Genomic DNA, 14607 nt, shown 5'->3' on the forward strand with positions numbered 1-14607 from the left:
CAAGCTTTAGCTTTTTTGTTGTCACAGATGCTTTGATATAAAATGCTGGTTAATCAGAATCATGGGATTAAATAGATGAATTCTTTATTGGTTATTTTGCTTTTAATACCATTTGTGGCATTTTCACATAGCCCAAAATTTCAACAAGTGGAGCAAGAAGCTAGGTTAATCGAAGTGACGCTTTCGGGCCGGATAGGGGTAACGGTTCTTGATACTAAAAATGGAGAATACTGGGATTACAAAGGTGATGAACGCTTCCCTTTGACAAGTACTTTTAAAACAATTGCTTGTGCAAAGTTATTGTATGACTCTGAGCAAGGGGATATTAATCTTAATAGTACAGTCAAAATTAAAAAGACAGATCTTGTGACGTATTCTCCGGTTATAGAAAAGTATGTAGGACAAGCAATAACCCTCGATGATGTGTGCTCTGCAACCATGAAAACAAGTGATAATACCGCGGCAAACATCATCATAAATGCAGTAGGGGGCACAGAAAGCATAACTGATTTTGTAAGGCACACAGGGGATGAAAAAACTCGCTTAGACCGTTTTGAGCCCGAGTTAAATGAAGGAATACCAGGAGACTTAAGGGATACAACGACTCCTAAATCAATAGCAAACACTTTAAATGAACTATTATTCGGCTCAACACTTTCTCCAATGAGCCAAGAAAAGTTAAAAGCATGGATGGTCAATAACCAAGTAACTGGTAACTTGTTGCGCTCAGTGTTGCCTGAAGGTTGGAACATAGCCGATCGTTCCGGGGCTGGTGGCTTTGGTGCTCGAAGCATTACAGCTGTAGTATGGAGTGAACATCAATCACCGATCATAATTAGCATCTATATAGCGCAAACTGAGGTCTCAATGAAAGAACGCAATGAGGTGATCGCTAAACTAGGGAACTCCATTTTTAAAGTTTATACATCGCAGTCTCGTTGATAAAGCTAACGTTGAGGTCTTTCATGGATAAAGAGTAAGGTCTGATGCTCCTGCCAGAACAGCTAAACCATTGAATCAAAATAGCAACTCGGCTATGGTTGATGGATTAAAAGATAAATAAAACGAGTCACTTTTAAGGCTCGTTATAGAGGATGTTGGTACAGGTGGATATTGAAGTTGCTTTGGTAAACGCGTTTACAGTAAATGGCAAAGGTGGCAACCCTGCTGGCGTTGTTTTTAATGCTGACAGGCTCACAGGTGCTCAAAAATTAAAAATTGCTCAAGTTGTTGGGTATTCAGAAACGGCTTTTGTTGCTAGTGATGATAAAGCTGATTTTGAGGTGTCTTTTTTTACTACAACAGCAGAAGTTGATTTTTGTGGCCATGCTACGTTAGCTACTTTTTCTACTATGTTCCAAGAAGGTATGCTTACTGCGGGCACGTATGTTCAGCGCACCAAGGCTGGCATGTTATCAGTGAGTATTGAACCAAATGGTAAGGTTGTCATGGAGCAGCAATTACCTGAAAAAATAGCTGGTTTTTCATATCAAGAAATTGCCCATGTGATAGGTATTGAAAGTAATATACTTGAAAGCACAAACTTACCTATTGAAGCTATTTCAACAGGACTAGCCGATGTCATTATTGCTGTTCCTCATGGCTATTTAGATGCAATAGAGCCAAACGATGAACGTATCGCTGCTTTTTGTAAAAAGCACAACCTAGTTGGCTTTCATGTTTTTGAGCTTTGTGAAGTGCAAAGTAAACATACAGCCAGCTGCCGTAACTTTGCTCCTTTGTTTGGTATTTCTGAAGAGTCAGCAACAGGAAGCTCTTGTGGGGCTTTAGCATGTTACCTAACTGAGCATCTTGCTGAGTTAGGGTGTGAATATGTTTTTGAACAAGGTAGGGCTATGAATTGCCATTCAATAATCACAGCATCTGTTGAGTCTAATAATTCAATAATAAACAGCGTAAAGGTGGGTGGTTTTGCAAATAGTATTGGTAAAGTATTAATTACCTTATAACAAATATAGCATTAACTCTGGTAATAGACATTAGCATTCTTATTGTTCGCTTTTATAAAGAGACGGTCAATACTAAAAACAAATTAAAAATGAGCACTATTTACAGGCTCGTTTGTACACTAGGAGCATCACGATGAAGATTGAAATTTCATTACTAATTTTGCTGCTATTTTTTCTAATTCTGCTTTTGCTGAAGCAGCTACTCATTTAATTAAATTTAAATAGATAAAGCCACCCGTTAACGTTAAAGCGCAAATGGGTGGCTACTGAAGATAGCATCCGCAATAATAATTAAGCGAATGGGATGACTTAGTTTAGTCTTGGGTTAATTTCTAAAGGAGACAGTGTAATGGTCGCATTACTGCTTGCTCCTTTATATTCTTGATAGTCTTTGTTTTCAAACAGGGTGTAAAAAACATCAACATAATCGTCATTATTAGTAAACCATTCATCTGGCATTGCTTTTAGCAGTTCATTGGTCAGCTTAGGGATAATGGCATAACCCTGCGCTTGTAAATCAGGAATGCTCGCCATCACTTGCTCTGATATTTCTAATAATTTTATTGCTAAAGTTTTATAGTTGGTGTTGTCATCTTGTTCCATTAAGAGTAAATCAACCGCCTGCCAACGATAACGCTGCCAATGAATGAGTACTTGATTAGGGCTGTAATCAGTTTTGTCATGATCTAAATAAGGTAAATCAACGATATCTAATATTGGTTCATCTCGGGTCGGGTCGATACCCGTTACAATGGCATAAACTTCAGCACCACCTGAGATCCAAGGTTCTTTGTCATCTTCTAAGCGTATTTTTTTCAATACACTGGTTTGCAGGGGTTGTTCATTGCTTAACTGGTTTTGTGGACTAATCGTGCTTTTGCTGAATTTGTTAGCAGATAAAATTCCTCTCATTACCGCAATACCCGCATCTTGTACTTTTTGTTGATCTAATTCGACAATAAATACAGGTTGGGTCGGCATTTGGTCAACACTAAGATAATGAATGTCACCAAACTGATCGAACGCTTCAATCTCGCTCCATTGCGTATCGTCACCAGCAGGTGCAAATGCAAATAAAGGGCGTTCGCCTTGCTGCCAAGCGCTAAGCATTTCATCGCTAGCTAAACGCACTTGTAACAAACTACCGGTGTTTTGTGGTAAACCTTTAAGTTGTTGTAACGCGCTGTTTGCTAAACGAGTATTTTGTTGTGTGTGCATGCCTAAAGACGGTAGCTGATCCGCATTCAAAACCAGTTTATATTGGCTTAGCGTTTGTTTAAGATCAGCGTTTAATTCACTGTAATTAAGCGCTATTTGTTTTGCGAAATTGCGTTTAATGGTGGTTACGTCTTTGTATTGCGCCAACTTGGATAAGTTTTCACCTTTTTCGATTTCATATTGAGCTGAAAAAGCGGGCGCTGAGATACAGTTCAACAGAGCTAAGGTTGCCAAGCATTTGGTTATTTTATTCATCATATAAATTCTACCGTTCCGTGATCAGTAACCCTATAAAACAATACTTACAATAAATACTCAAACAAAATTTATAAAATACGTAATTGGTATTGGTTTTTTGATTGTGCTTTGACTACAAAAATACAAAGCAGCTATTATTGAGTAAGTTTTTTATAAATAGGGAATTTATTACAAAAACTTATTTTTACAAAATGATTTTGCATTTACGTTGATATGCTGGTTACTTTTTTATTGCAAAGTAATCCACAACTAACTGCGTCATAGCATTCACGCCTAATTGCAGTGCTTGTTCGTCAGCATAAAATCGTGGTGAATGATTACTTGCTGCCGTTTTTGCATCTTGACCTTGCGGAGTAACACCTAAAAAGAAAAACAGTCCAGGAGTTTCTAACGCGTAATAGCTGAAATCTTCAGCGCCGGTGATTAAATCAGTGGTAATGATATTCTCAGCCCCAGCAACTTTAGTCAGCGTTGGCGTCATTTTTTGCGTGAGTTTTACATCGTTTACGGTGACCGGGTAGCCGTGGTCGATATGTACATCAGCTTTAGCACCACCGGATTCAGCGACCATTTCGGCGGTTGTCACTAATCGTTTTTTGATATCAGCGCGCATTGCTTGATCAAAGGTGCGAATAGTGCCAATTAACTCGACACTATCCGGAATGATATTGGAACGTATTCCGCCATTAATAGCACCAAATGAAATAACCGATGGCGATTTAGTAACATCAACTTGGCGAGACAAAATTGTTTGTGTAGCCATAATTATTTGTGAGGACGCGACAATCGGGTCAACACCATTCCAAGGTCGTGAACCATGAGTTTGGCGCCCTTGTACATTGATTGTAAATGAATCTTCACTGGCCATCAGCGGGCCTTCACGAAAGCCAATTTGGCCGGTGTTTAATGAACTGGTTACATGTAAACCAAACACGGCGTCAGGTTTTTCTTTAAATAAGCCTTCTTTGAGCATGAGTTCAGCACCACCTTCTTCACCTTCTGGCGCACCTTCTTCAGCAGGTTGAAAGACAAATAATACATCACCCGCTAAGTCATCTTGAATTTTAGTCAAAGACTCAGCCACAGCCATTAGAATAGCGACATGGTTATCGTGGCCGCAGGCGTGCATAACGCCCACTTCATTGCCACGATAGGTTGAAGTCTGAGTTGAAGCAAACGGTAGATCAACTTGCTCAGTAACAGGGAGGGCATCCATATCGGCACGCAGCGCCACTAAAGGGCCTTTTTTACCGCCTTTGAGTTTAGCCACCACACCAGTATGAGCTACCCCAGTTTGAACTTCGAGACCCAGTGCTTTTAAATGTTTAGTAATGTATTTAGCGGTTTCAAATTCGCGATTACTCAGCTCAGGGTACTGGTGCAGATGACGTCGCCACGTGATCACTTTTTCACTGACACTGTGGTTGGCTTTTTTAAGATTATTGTTGAGCTGCTGATCCGGAACAGCGGCAAAACTTGTTGAAGATAACGTGCTTAGCAATATACTGCTGTAAATAATTTTGTTTAACATAGCAATCCCTTTTGTTATTTGAGTATTAAAACTACTGTAGAGTAAACCGATATGAAAGAACAGGACCGTGCGATAATTAACCAAGGAAACTGGTTTAGTAGCCGCGCTGACGAATTTCAGCAGTCGTTATTGCAACATGCAAAAGTAATTGAACTCGACGCTGGTGAAGCGTTATTTTTACGTGGTGATGAAAATTCTGGTTTATACGCTGTACTTAATGGGCTAATGCGAGTCAGTGGCGCAAATAGCGATGGCAAAGAGGCGGTTTTGAGTTTCATTGACTCTGCTATTTGGTTTGGCGAAGTGGCATTATTTGATGGTGGCCTGCGCACTCATGATGTACATGCACAAATACCTAGCCGATTACTGCATGTACCGCATCGCACACTGTTGCAATTACTGGCCCTTAAACCCGTGTATTGGCATGACTTTGGTGTACTGTTATCGCACAAAATGCGTTTATTGTTTACATCACTAGAAGATCATGCGCTATTAACCGCACAGCAAAAAGTCTGTAAACGGCTGCTAATGCTAAGCGTAGCTTCACTGGCGAGTAATAATAGCGCGGTTGTAATGATATCGCAGCAGCAACTTGCAGATATGACTTACTTAACTCGGCAAACGATTAATCAAATCCTCCAAGTGCTGAGCGAAAAAAATATCGTATCTTTACATTATCAACGCATCGAAATTATTGATAACGCAAAGCTTACGGCATTAACGCAGTAAATTCCTTATCCGTTTGCACCTAACTGGCTTCATAATTGCTTAGCATGGGGGTGACCCATCTTTTCAATGGAATTGAGGCAATGAGCTTACTTACTTTTCATAACCAGTACCGAACGCAGCCATATCGTGCGCCTGATCAAACACAAACAGTTATACCTCCTAAAGCGGCAACTGAATTGCCGGATATGGCAAATACTAGCCAAGTTGATACAACAACATCTCTTAAAAACCCAAACTATGAAAAAAGTTTTCTTGAACAGGCAAATGAAGCGCTTATTTATCAACGATTAGGTGTCGATAAAGAAAAGATAGCTGAACTTAAGGCGGCGATAGAAGAGCTGGCTAAAAAAATACAAGATCACGACGGTGATACAAGCACGCTGGCTGAGCAAATGGAAGATTTACAAAAGATGCTTGAACAAGAGTATCAAAAAGGCCGAGAGCTACAACCTAAATCACCTGATCACGACAAAGGTAAAATTATAAGTGCATTCGTATAGTGTTTATTTAAATGTCGGATAGCAGACATTGTTACTTTATAGTTATTTGCTAAAGTAGTTTTATTACATAATAAAGCGAGGATAGGTGATGAAAACCCTACAGCAACAACTAGGTAATTATGGTTTATATCATCGCTCAAAACGAAATGTTTTAACGCACTTTTTTGGCATACCTTTGATTGTATTTGCAGTTATTTGTTTACTTGCACGTATTCATATTCCACTTGGAGAGTTTGTTATAAATGCTGCGCAGATTGTGGTATTCGTATCTGTGGTTTATTACTTAATGCTCAGTGTGTCATTGGGATTAATTATGGCCATATTGTTAGTATTGTTTTCGATTGCCGCTGCCCCAATCGCGCAACTCATTTTTAGTCATTGGTTGCAGATCAGTGCGGGGCTTTTTGTGTTTGGTTGGGTATTACAGTTTATCGGTCATTATTATGAAGGCAAAAAACCAGCATTTATTGACGATATAGTAGGTCTAGTGATTGGACCTTTATTTGTTCTTGCCGAGCTACTTTTTATGTTGGGTTTCTATAAAACACTTGAACATGAAGTGACTGAAATTGCAGGTCCAACTAAACCTTAAACAGCTGAAAAGGTAAATAATGAATTTTAATAATAAAACAGTATGGATCACTGGTGCATCTTCAGGTATTGGCAAAGAGTTAGCAATTCAATTTGCACAGTTGGGCGCTCGCGTTATTTTATCTGCGCGTAATATCGCTAAGCTAGAGCTGCTGAGTAGTGAATTAAATGGCACTCAACACAAAATTATTCCATTGGATTTATCTGAACCAGAACAAGTGCTTGAATACGTAACAGAACACATCAATGACATTGGTAAAGTGGATATTTTAATTAATAATGGCGGTGTATCACAGCGTAGTTTATTTTTAGAAAATGACTTTACTGTATACCGCCAACTTATGGAAGTGAACTACTTTGGTTTGATTGCGTTAACTAAAGCAGTATTACCGAGTATGGTTAAAAATGGTGGTGGCTCAGTAGTATCGCAGGCAAAGTTGGCTCTAAATTTAGGACCGGTTACTCAGGCTCTAAATACGCTGTAGTAGGTTTTATGGATTGTTTACGAGCTGAAGTGGCCGATAAAAACATTCATTGTTTGACTATCTGCCCAGGCTCGATAAAAACGGCTATTGCTCATAATTCACTTAATGAACATGGTATTGCACAAAATAAAGCGGAGCACTCCATTGAAAATGGCATGGATGTCAAGCTTGCTGTTAGGCAGATGATAAGTGCTATCGCAAAAGGAAAAGATGAAGTTGTGATAGGTGAGGGACTAAGTGGCTTGGCACCCACTATAAAGCGTTTTTTTCCGAGCTTATTTAACCGTTTAACAGCAAGAACCAGCTATCGGTAAAATAAGGTAGCTCTTTTTACGCTATTGGTTGAATTGCAAACAAACACACGGACAACGAGGACGTTTCGTCTTTTATTACTTGCACCATAAGTTATATGCCCTTAAAGTGTAAAAAATGTTGTGAAAGAGTAACTATTGTAATGGAACAAGAACAAGTGGAATCAAAACAAGCTAAACCGCTAACATCAGATGAACAAGAGCAAGCAAAGCAGCAAAGTATTGCATGGCAACGTGAGTGTTTTCAAAATGCACAAAAGCATTTAGCAGAAAAGGGCGTAATGCCAAAAACTTTACTAGAAAAAGAAAGCCGCTTTATTGCACCATTATGTGCCCTATGGAAGTTTAAAGGCCAAGATAGTAAAAGTTATTGGGTGATCACCGGTCGCTTACCAACTGATCATGCGTTAGCATCGGTTGCGGCAACTGCCCGTGATGCACTGCGATATTTTTCTCTACAATGGCAGCTAAAAGCTGATCAAATTATGTATAGTGGTGGTGCGCGAGATAAAACTCAAGTTGATTTCGCTAATCTGCTAATTAATCGCGCTCATGGTCTTTACGAAATGTATGAAAAAGAAGAGTTGTGGCTTAACGAAGCTAAATAACTTGGACTCAGGGTAAATAAATTAGTTATAAAAGCGAGCTTATTATCTGACTTGTCAGAGTAATAAGCTCGCTTTTTAGTTTTAATTTAATGTACCAGAGTAAATGGTTTTGTATCAAATCTATTTATTGGGCATTGCATCCGTAGCCTTGGAATACCCGCTTCCATAAACACATGGCCTTGTTGTTCAAAGCCATTGCGTTTAAATCGTTCTACTTCATTTAAAATGCAATTAATACTGACGCAATCACAGCCTTGTTGCTGTGCAAGCTCAACAATATATGTAAGTAGTGAGCTATATACAGAGCGATTGCGATGCTCTGGCAACACTGCAATACGTCCAATAAGGCCGTCGCTACATAACCGACCAGTGGCGATTGCCACTTGGCTATCGTCAGTTACAAGAATATGATGAGCATACTGATCAAGGTTATCAAACTCGACATGTTTGGGTATATGCAGTTCACATACAAATACCCGTTCTCTGACATGTTGGAGTAATTCTTTACCCAACTCCCATTCTACTTTGTTGATATGATAGCCCATAAAAACACACTCCTAGCAAAACCAAATCCCCTCATTTAAAAGTGTAGTAAATGTTTGTACGAAAACTAAACTATTTTTTGAACTATTAAGTTGCTCCGCTGTCACCGAGGTGTGATCCGTGAGTAATTTAACCGCGTTTAGATCACTAATAGGAAGGTTATAATTCTCACCATTGACGCTTAAAAGTATTTCATTTTCGTAAACTTGATATAACGCACGGGTGCCACCGAGGCGTTCAAAAACCACATCATTATCATTCAATAGCTCAGCTATTTGTTCATTATCAAATAAGTCTTCTGGTGGTATTAAATCCATCTCATGTTTAGGTTGACTCAGGGTAGTACCTAACCACGTTTTAAATAATGCCTCGTTATTTAACATAGCTTGCATTAATTGCTTAACGCTATCGGCTTCCGTTGGTTGGATCTCGCCTTTAGAGTCTCGAAGCATGATGTGAGGATCTTGATAACGGTTATTTCCCGCTTCTTTATCAATAATATGATCAGCAAAATTTGACAATAAATCACGTTGGTTTGGTGCACGGAAACCAATTGAGTAGTTTAATGCGTTTTCAACAGCGTAACCTTCATGCGGGCAGCCCGGTGGGATGTATAAAATATCGCCAGGTTCAAGGATGCAGTCAATCACAGCTGGAAATTGCTCAACTTGTAATAAACTTTTATTTTGTGCAAATTGTTTTAGGTTATTATCTGGCATACCGACACGCCAGTGACGCTTGCCTTCACCTTGAATAATAAATACGTCGTATTGATCTAAATGTGGACCGACTCCTCCTTGAGGCGTTGAAAAGCTGATCATTAAATCATCAATACGCCAATTAGGAATAAACCGAAATGGTTCAAGCAATTGTGCAGCCGCTGGGTGCCAATGATCTACAGCTTGTACCAGTAGGGTAGAATGCTGCTCTTTAAGTAATTCAAAACTTTCAAATGGACCATGGTAAGCATGCCAATCATTATTGTGATTGGTAATTATACGCGACTCAATATTCTCTTCCATGGCAAGACCCGCAAGCTCATTTGCATCGAGTGGATCGACAAAGTCTGCAAAACCTTGTGTGATTAATAGTGGTTTTTTTTGCCAAAAATCATTCAGAAACTCTTGCTCAGATAAATTGTTAATTACTAATTGATACATACTTTTTACCGAAAAGGGTGGTACGTTTAAAATAAGAAAGGCTAGATTTGACGATAGGATTAATCTAACCAAGTTACGTTATATTGACACTAAGATATCAAATAAAACAAAAAGCTACGCAGTTTAAAACTAGAATAGATTTGGGTCAATGTCTACTTATGAAAGTTACTTAACAACATGATAATGCTTATAAAATGTGCTTTATAGTTTTGATATCATGATCTAGATCAATAAACTGTCATAAAATATAAGTATTTATTATTTATATTTGTCACTCACTTTATTTATATTTACCCTGCACACCCCAAATAACATTAATTCACACATTAATTATATCAAGGAAAATTATGGAATGCTTAAAACGGACAAGGGACATTACACCAATTACAAAACCTTCTTTTGAGATAAAGGTTAATCAAAAAATGGTTGAAGTGAGTGACGGTGAAACTATTTTATCAGTCCTATTAGCAACAGAACAGACAGGGCTCATGAGCAATGATCACCAAGTTGTATCAGGTGCTTATTGTGGTATGGGAGTATGTCATTGTTGTCATGTCAAGGTTAACCAGCGCTTTAAGAAAAGAGCATGTCAGACCGTCGTACAACCTAATATGGTAGTCGAAACATTAACGAATCGCTTTTTAGAGGAGGGGATAAAATGAGTGATTTATACCCTGTTATTATTGTTGGCGGCGGTCCTGCTGGTACGGCTGCGGCTGCTCAATTAGGAAAGTTTGGTATTGAAAGTGAGATTATCGAGGAAGCCTCAAAAATAGGAGGGGTGATTTATCGTGGTCCATTACGTAATACGGCCACTTTACCTCATTTAGATGATAATTTAAAAAGATCAATGGCTGCTTTACAAACACGTTATGAAAATCAGCGTGCTAATATTAAATTAAAATTAAATACACGGGTTTTAGGGCCTGAAGGAAAAAGTAAGTTATTGTTAAATAACGATGAAGTACTTAATACTATAGATTACCAAGAGCTAATATTAGCTACAGGTTGCCATGAAAGAAGTGTCCCTTTTGCTGGTTGGCAGTTGCCAGGCGTGATGTTGATGGGAGGCGTTCAATTACAAATTAAAAGTGGTTTAGTGAAACCTGGTAACCGTATGGCACTCGTTGGTACTGGGCCTTTATTACCACTTGTTGCTTGTCAGTTACATAAATCAGGTGTTGAGGTGGTTGGTGTTTATGAGGCCAGCCAGTTTAGTAAACTTGCACGCGAGGCCGTTGCCTTACTAAACAAACCAAAGCTGACGCTATCAGGTTTGAGTATGATGGGTTATTTGAAAAAACACAATATACCATTTCATTATGGGTGGGGTGTGGTTAAGGCAAAAGGGGAGCAGAAATTAAGCCAACTTGTTGTTGCTCCTTACAATGAACAATGGCAAGCAGATACACAAAAGTCTAAAACTATTGATGTTGATTCTGTTGGCGTTGGCTATGGATTTGTAGCGCGTAGCCAGTTAGCTATGTTACTAGGTGTTGAGCATAGCTACAGTAATGTTAGTGGTAATGTTCCCGAGCTAGATAAGTGGCAGCATAGTAGCGTTAATAACGTATATGTTGCAGGGGATAGCAGTGGCTTACTTGGTGCTGATGCGGCTATTTGTGAAGGTCAAATAGCTGCGCTCCGGATTGCACAAAATCGTGGTAAGTTAACAGCTCAACAAGCGACTCAACAAGCAAGTAAAATAATTAAAAAGCTAGATCGTATCAAACGTTTTCGATATGGATTTGATCGTTTCTCAACAAGGCAAGTTGGCTTGATGGATTTAGCCGAGGTTGACACTATTGTTTGTCGTTGTGAACAAACTACACGTGGACAAATTGATATTGCTATTGCTCAAGGAGTAAAAGATATAACAAGTTTGAAGATGCGGACTCGGATTGGTATGGGAGATTGCCAAGGTAAAACTTGTTCTAGTTATGCCATAGATAGGCTACACCAAGCCGGCTGTACAGAAAATGTTGGCGTAATAAAACCTCGTTTTCCACTTGATCCTATTCCTTTTGCTATGTTGGAAGAACACGTATGAAAAAATTTGATATTGTAATTGCCGGTGGCGGCGTTATTGGTGCAGCATGCGCTTACTTTTTAAGCCGAGATACAGATTTAAAAATTGCTCTGATTGATATTAAAAAACCTGGCAATGCTTCACGAGCATCTGCTGGTGGCTTATGGGCAATTGGTGAGTCAGTTGGACTTGGATGTGGCGTTATATTCTTTAAAACGTTATCTAAGTTGCAAAGTGAAGCTAATGGTAAAGAAATTCCTGTAATGCGACCTCATCAGCTGCCTGATTGTTTTTTTGAGTTTGCATTAACATCAAATGATATGTATCCCGCGCTGCATCAAGAGATGTTAGAGCGCCATGGTGTTGATTTTAAATTTGAGCGTACTGGCTTGAAATTTATCATGTATAACGAAGATGACAGAATTTATGCTGATCAGATCACCAGCGGCATTCCCCATCTGGCAGATCAAATTCGATGGTTAGATGCTGAACAGCTCAAAAAAGAAGAGCCTTATATAACACCTGATGCTATTGGTGCCATCGATTTTATTTGTGATCATCAAGTAAATCCTTACCGCTTGGTTGATGCATATACGGAAAGCGCACGTCAAAACGGTGTTGAACTAGTACTCAATACCGAAGTAACATCTGTGATTCGAGAAGGAAGTCGAGTTATGGGAGTTGAAACAACATCAGGCACTTTTCAATGTAATACTTTGATCAACGCAGCAGGTGCTTGGGCTGATGAATTATTTCATCAAGCTACTGGATACAATATGCCTGTTTACCCTGTTAAAGGACAAATTGTGTTGTCTGAACGTATGCCTAAAATTCTTAATGGGTGTATCAGTACCAGTGATTGCTATATTGCACAAAAAGATAATGGTGAAATATTGATCGGATCAACGACCGAAGAGAAGGGTTTTGATACGACGAATACATTAGATAAGATAACGGAGCTTTCACAGGGAGCAATGAAATGCTTGCCTATCTTAAAAGAAAGTAATATCAAACGCTGTTGGGCTGGACTACGTCCTGGTACGCCAGATGAATTACCTATTTTAGGTGAAGTGCCCGGAGTTGAAGGCTATTTAAATGCATGTGGACATTTTAGAACCGGTATTTTAACTTCGGCTATTACTGGACAATTAATAACTGAATTAGTGACAGGTCAGCCAACTAGCTTAGATCTGACTCCATTTAGTGTTGCACGCTTTTTAGAAGGGTAAACAATAGAAACAAAAAAGCGAAAGAAAATCTTTCGCTTTTTTTACTGATCAGTTATTAAGTTAAATCGTTAATAAACTCGACTGCACGACCAATATAGTTAGCCGGTGTTAGTTTTTTCATTTCTACTTTTGCTTCTTCCGGTAAATCTAAACCATCAATGAAGTCAGCCATGATCTCTTGATTTACACGTTTACCACGAGTTAACTCTTTTAGCTTTTCGTATGGTTTTTCGATGCCGTATTTACGCATAACGGTCTGGATTGGTTCTGCCAGCAATTCCCAATTTTGATCTAACTCGTCAGCCAAACGTTGCTCATTTACTTCTAACTTGCTCACGCCTTTAAGTGTTGACTGGTATGCAATTAACGCATAGCCCATACCAACACCTAAGTTACGCAGTACTGTTGAGTCAGTAAGGTCGCGCTGCCAGCGAGAAACAGGTAGTTTCTGTGCAAGATGAGCGAAAATAGCATTTGCTAGGCCTAAGTTACCTTCTGAGTTTTCAAAATCAATCGGGTTAACTTTATGTGGCATCGTTGATGAACCAATTTCACCCGCAATGGTTTTTTGCTTAAAGTGGTTTAGCGCTATATAGCCCCATGCATCACGGTCAAAATCTAATAAGATTGTGTTAAAGCGAGCAATCGCATCAAATAACTCGGCAATGTAGTCATGCGGTTCAATTTGCGTTGTAAATGGATTGAATGTTAACCCAAGGCTAGTTACAAATTGCTCAGCATGATTGTGCCAATTGTAATCAGGGTAGGCACTGAGGTGAGCATTGTAGTTACCTACTGCACCGTTGATTTTACCTAGCATTTCAACGTGTGCAATTTGGTCACGTTGACGCTTTAAGCGCATATATACGTTGGCAAATTCTTTGCCCATAGTTGAAGGTGTTGCAGGTTGACCGTGAGTACGTGTCATCATTGGTACTGCTTTGTACTCAATGGCTTTTTCTTTAATTGCATTAAGTAGTTGATCACAGTAAGGAAGTAATACTTCGTTACGTGCTTCAGTGAGCATTAAACCGTGAGACAAGTTATTGATGTCTTCTGATGTACATGCAAAGTGAATAAATTCATTAATCGCATGTAACTCGGCGTTATCAGCTACTTTTTCTTTTAATAAGTATTCAACGGCTTTAACATCGTGGTTTGTAGTACGCTCGATATCTTTTACACGTTGCGCATCGGCTTCGCTGAAGTTATCAACAATCGCGTTAAGTAAAGCATTGGCTTCGTCGCTAAATGCCGGTACTTCTTTGATCGCATCAGCTGCTGCAAGGGCTTGTAACCAACGAACTTCGACTGTTACACGGTATTTTATCAAGCCAAATTCGCTGAAAATACTACGTAGTTCAGTGGTTTTGCTGCCGTAGCGACCATCCACCGGAGAGATAGCTGTTAACGCTGAAAGCTCCATAATAACTCCTAAATTTTAG

General features: G+C 39.2%; 14 protein-coding genes and 1 pseudogene. 10 read left to right on the plus strand and 5 right to left on the minus strand.

The window, feature by feature from the left end; genetic code table 11:
* Window positions 1-75 precede the first annotated feature (75 nt).
* Window positions 76-942, plus strand: a complete 867-nt coding sequence (gene blaCARB, locus J7338_RS09555) for a CARB/PSE/RTG family carbenicillin-hydrolyzing class A beta-lactamase (protein WP_182734283.1) — start codon at window positions 76-78, stop codon at window positions 940-942.
* A gap of 164 nt (window positions 943-1106) precedes the next feature.
* Window positions 1107-1970, plus strand: coding sequence for a PhzF family phenazine biosynthesis protein (locus J7338_RS09560; protein WP_210796854.1), 864 nt, complete (start codon window positions 1107-1109; stop codon window positions 1968-1970).
* A gap of 309 nt (window positions 1971-2279) precedes the next feature.
* Here the strand turns inward: J7338_RS09560 and J7338_RS09565 are convergent, their stop codons facing one another.
* Window positions 2280-3446 (minus strand): DUF3103 family protein, encoded by a 1167-nt coding sequence (locus J7338_RS09565; protein WP_210796855.1) that lies wholly within the window; start codon window positions 3444-3446, stop codon window positions 2280-2282.
* A gap of 220 nt (window positions 3447-3666) precedes the next feature.
* On the minus strand, window positions 3667-4977 hold the full coding sequence (locus J7338_RS09570; RefSeq protein WP_210796856.1) for an amidohydrolase: 1311 nt from the start codon (window positions 4975-4977) through the stop codon (window positions 3667-3669).
* A gap of 51 nt (window positions 4978-5028) precedes the next feature.
* On the opposite strand from J7338_RS09570, the gene J7338_RS09575 reads away from it, so the two are divergent.
* From J7338_RS09575 to J7338_RS09595, 5 genes and pseudogenes are all read left to right on the plus strand, one after another.
* A complete protein-coding gene (locus tag J7338_RS09575) occupies window positions 5029-5706 on the plus strand; it encodes a Crp/Fnr family transcriptional regulator (protein ID WP_210796857.1) in 678 nt (225 codons plus the stop codon).
* Between the two features lie 80 nt (window positions 5707-5786).
* Window positions 5787-6206 (plus strand): hypothetical protein, encoded by a 420-nt coding sequence (locus tag J7338_RS09580; protein ID WP_210796858.1) that lies wholly within the window; start codon window positions 5787-5789, stop codon window positions 6204-6206.
* 88 nt (window positions 6207-6294) lie between these two features.
* Window positions 6295-6798: an Mpo1 family 2-hydroxy fatty acid dioxygenase gene (locus J7338_RS09585; protein ID WP_210796859.1), complete on the plus strand. Its 504-nt coding sequence runs from the start codon at window positions 6295-6297 to the stop codon at window positions 6796-6798.
* Between the two features lie 19 nt (window positions 6799-6817).
* Window positions 6818-7596: pseudogene (locus J7338_RS09590) on the plus strand (SDR family oxidoreductase).
* A gap of 140 nt (window positions 7597-7736) precedes the next feature.
* Window positions 7737-8201: a DUF4826 family protein gene (locus tag J7338_RS09595; RefSeq protein ID WP_215909053.1), complete on the plus strand. Its 465-nt coding sequence runs from the start codon at window positions 7737-7739 to the stop codon at window positions 8199-8201.
* 86 nt (window positions 8202-8287) lie between these two features.
* Here the strand turns inward: J7338_RS09595 and J7338_RS09600 are convergent, their stop codons facing one another.
* Together J7338_RS09600 and J7338_RS09605 are read right to left on the minus strand one after the other, a co-directional pair.
* Window positions 8288-8746 carry a GNAT family N-acetyltransferase gene (locus J7338_RS09600; RefSeq protein WP_210796860.1) on the minus strand — a complete coding sequence of 153 codons (459 nt, stop codon included), beginning with the start codon at window positions 8744-8746 and terminating at the stop codon, window positions 8288-8290.
* Between the two features lie 12 nt (window positions 8747-8758).
* On the minus strand, window positions 8759-9904 hold the full coding sequence (locus tag J7338_RS09605) for a ribosomal protein uL16 3-hydroxylase (RefSeq protein ID WP_210796861.1): 1146 nt from the start codon (window positions 9902-9904) through the stop codon (window positions 8759-8761).
* A gap of 347 nt (window positions 9905-10251) precedes the next feature.
* Here J7338_RS09605 and J7338_RS09610 point away from each other — a divergent pair, with 347 nt between their 5' ends.
* The 3 genes from J7338_RS09610 to J7338_RS09620 are packed head-to-tail and all read left to right on the plus strand — an operon-like array spanning window position 10252 to window position 13162.
* The gene (locus tag J7338_RS09610; RefSeq protein WP_210796862.1) at window positions 10252-10566 is read left to right on the plus strand and encodes a 2Fe-2S iron-sulfur cluster-binding protein; all 315 of its coding nucleotides are present in this window, start codon (window positions 10252-10254) and stop codon (window positions 10564-10566) included.
* On the plus strand, window positions 10563-11954 hold the full coding sequence (locus tag J7338_RS09615; protein ID WP_210796863.1) for an FAD/NAD(P)-dependent oxidoreductase: 1392 nt from the start codon (window positions 10563-10565) through the stop codon (window positions 11952-11954). Before J7338_RS09610 ends, J7338_RS09615 begins: the two co-directional genes overlap by 4 nt.
* Window positions 11951-13162 carry an NAD(P)/FAD-dependent oxidoreductase gene (locus J7338_RS09620; RefSeq protein WP_210796864.1) on the plus strand — a complete coding sequence of 404 codons (1212 nt, stop codon included), beginning with the start codon at window positions 11951-11953 and terminating at the stop codon, window positions 13160-13162. Before J7338_RS09615 ends, J7338_RS09620 begins: the two co-directional genes overlap by 4 nt.
* Before the next feature lie 55 nt (window positions 13163-13217).
* Here J7338_RS09620 and purB read toward each other — a convergent pair whose 3' ends face one another.
* Window positions 13218-14588: an adenylosuccinate lyase gene (gene purB / locus J7338_RS09625; protein WP_210796865.1), complete on the minus strand. Its 1371-nt coding sequence runs from the start codon at window positions 14586-14588 to the stop codon at window positions 13218-13220.
* Window positions 14589-14607 lie beyond the last annotated feature (19 nt).

Origin of the sequence: Pseudoalteromonas ostreae (assembly GCF_018069805.1) — a bacterium.
Lineage (GTDB): Bacteria > Pseudomonadota > Gammaproteobacteria > Enterobacterales > Alteromonadaceae > Pseudoalteromonas > Pseudoalteromonas ostreae.

What these genes read in the sequence shown, in the direction of transcription:
- blaCARB (WP_182734283.1), top strand. Translation starts at nt 76, where the DNA reads ATGAATTCTTTATTGGTTATTTTGCTTTTAATACCATTTGTGGCATTT.
- J7338_RS09565 (WP_210796855.1), bottom strand. Translation starts at nt 3,446, where the DNA reads ATGATGAATAAAATAACCAAATGCTTGGCAACCTTAGCTCTGTTGAAC.
- J7338_RS09570 (WP_210796856.1), bottom strand. Translation starts at nt 4,977, where the DNA reads ATGTTAAACAAAATTATTTACAGCAGTATATTGCTAAGCACGTTATCT.
- J7338_RS09575 (WP_210796857.1), top strand. Translation starts at nt 5,029, where the DNA reads ATGAAAGAACAGGACCGTGCGATAATTAACCAAGGAAACTGGTTTAGT.
- J7338_RS09580 (WP_210796858.1), top strand. Translation starts at nt 5,787, where the DNA reads ATGAGCTTACTTACTTTTCATAACCAGTACCGAACGCAGCCATATCGT.
- J7338_RS09585 (WP_210796859.1), top strand. Translation starts at nt 6,295, where the DNA reads ATGAAAACCCTACAGCAACAACTAGGTAATTATGGTTTATATCATCGC.
- J7338_RS09595 (WP_215909053.1), top strand. Translation starts at nt 7,737, where the DNA reads ATGGAACAAGAACAAGTGGAATCAAAACAAGCTAAACCGCTAACATCA.
- J7338_RS09600 (WP_210796860.1), bottom strand. Translation starts at nt 8,746, where the DNA reads ATGGGCTATCATATCAACAAAGTAGAATGGGAGTTGGGTAAAGAATTA.
- J7338_RS09605 (WP_210796861.1), bottom strand. Translation starts at nt 9,904, where the DNA reads ATGTATCAATTAGTAATTAACAATTTATCTGAGCAAGAGTTTCTGAAT.
- J7338_RS09610 (WP_210796862.1), top strand. Translation starts at nt 10,252, where the DNA reads ATGGAATGCTTAAAACGGACAAGGGACATTACACCAATTACAAAACCT.
- J7338_RS09615 (WP_210796863.1), top strand. Translation starts at nt 10,563, where the DNA reads ATGAGTGATTTATACCCTGTTATTATTGTTGGCGGCGGTCCTGCTGGT.
- J7338_RS09620 (WP_210796864.1), top strand. Translation starts at nt 11,951, where the DNA reads ATGAAAAAATTTGATATTGTAATTGCCGGTGGCGGCGTTATTGGTGCA.
- purB (WP_210796865.1), bottom strand. Translation starts at nt 14,588, where the DNA reads ATGGAGCTTTCAGCGTTAACAGCTATCTCTCCGGTGGATGGTCGCTAC.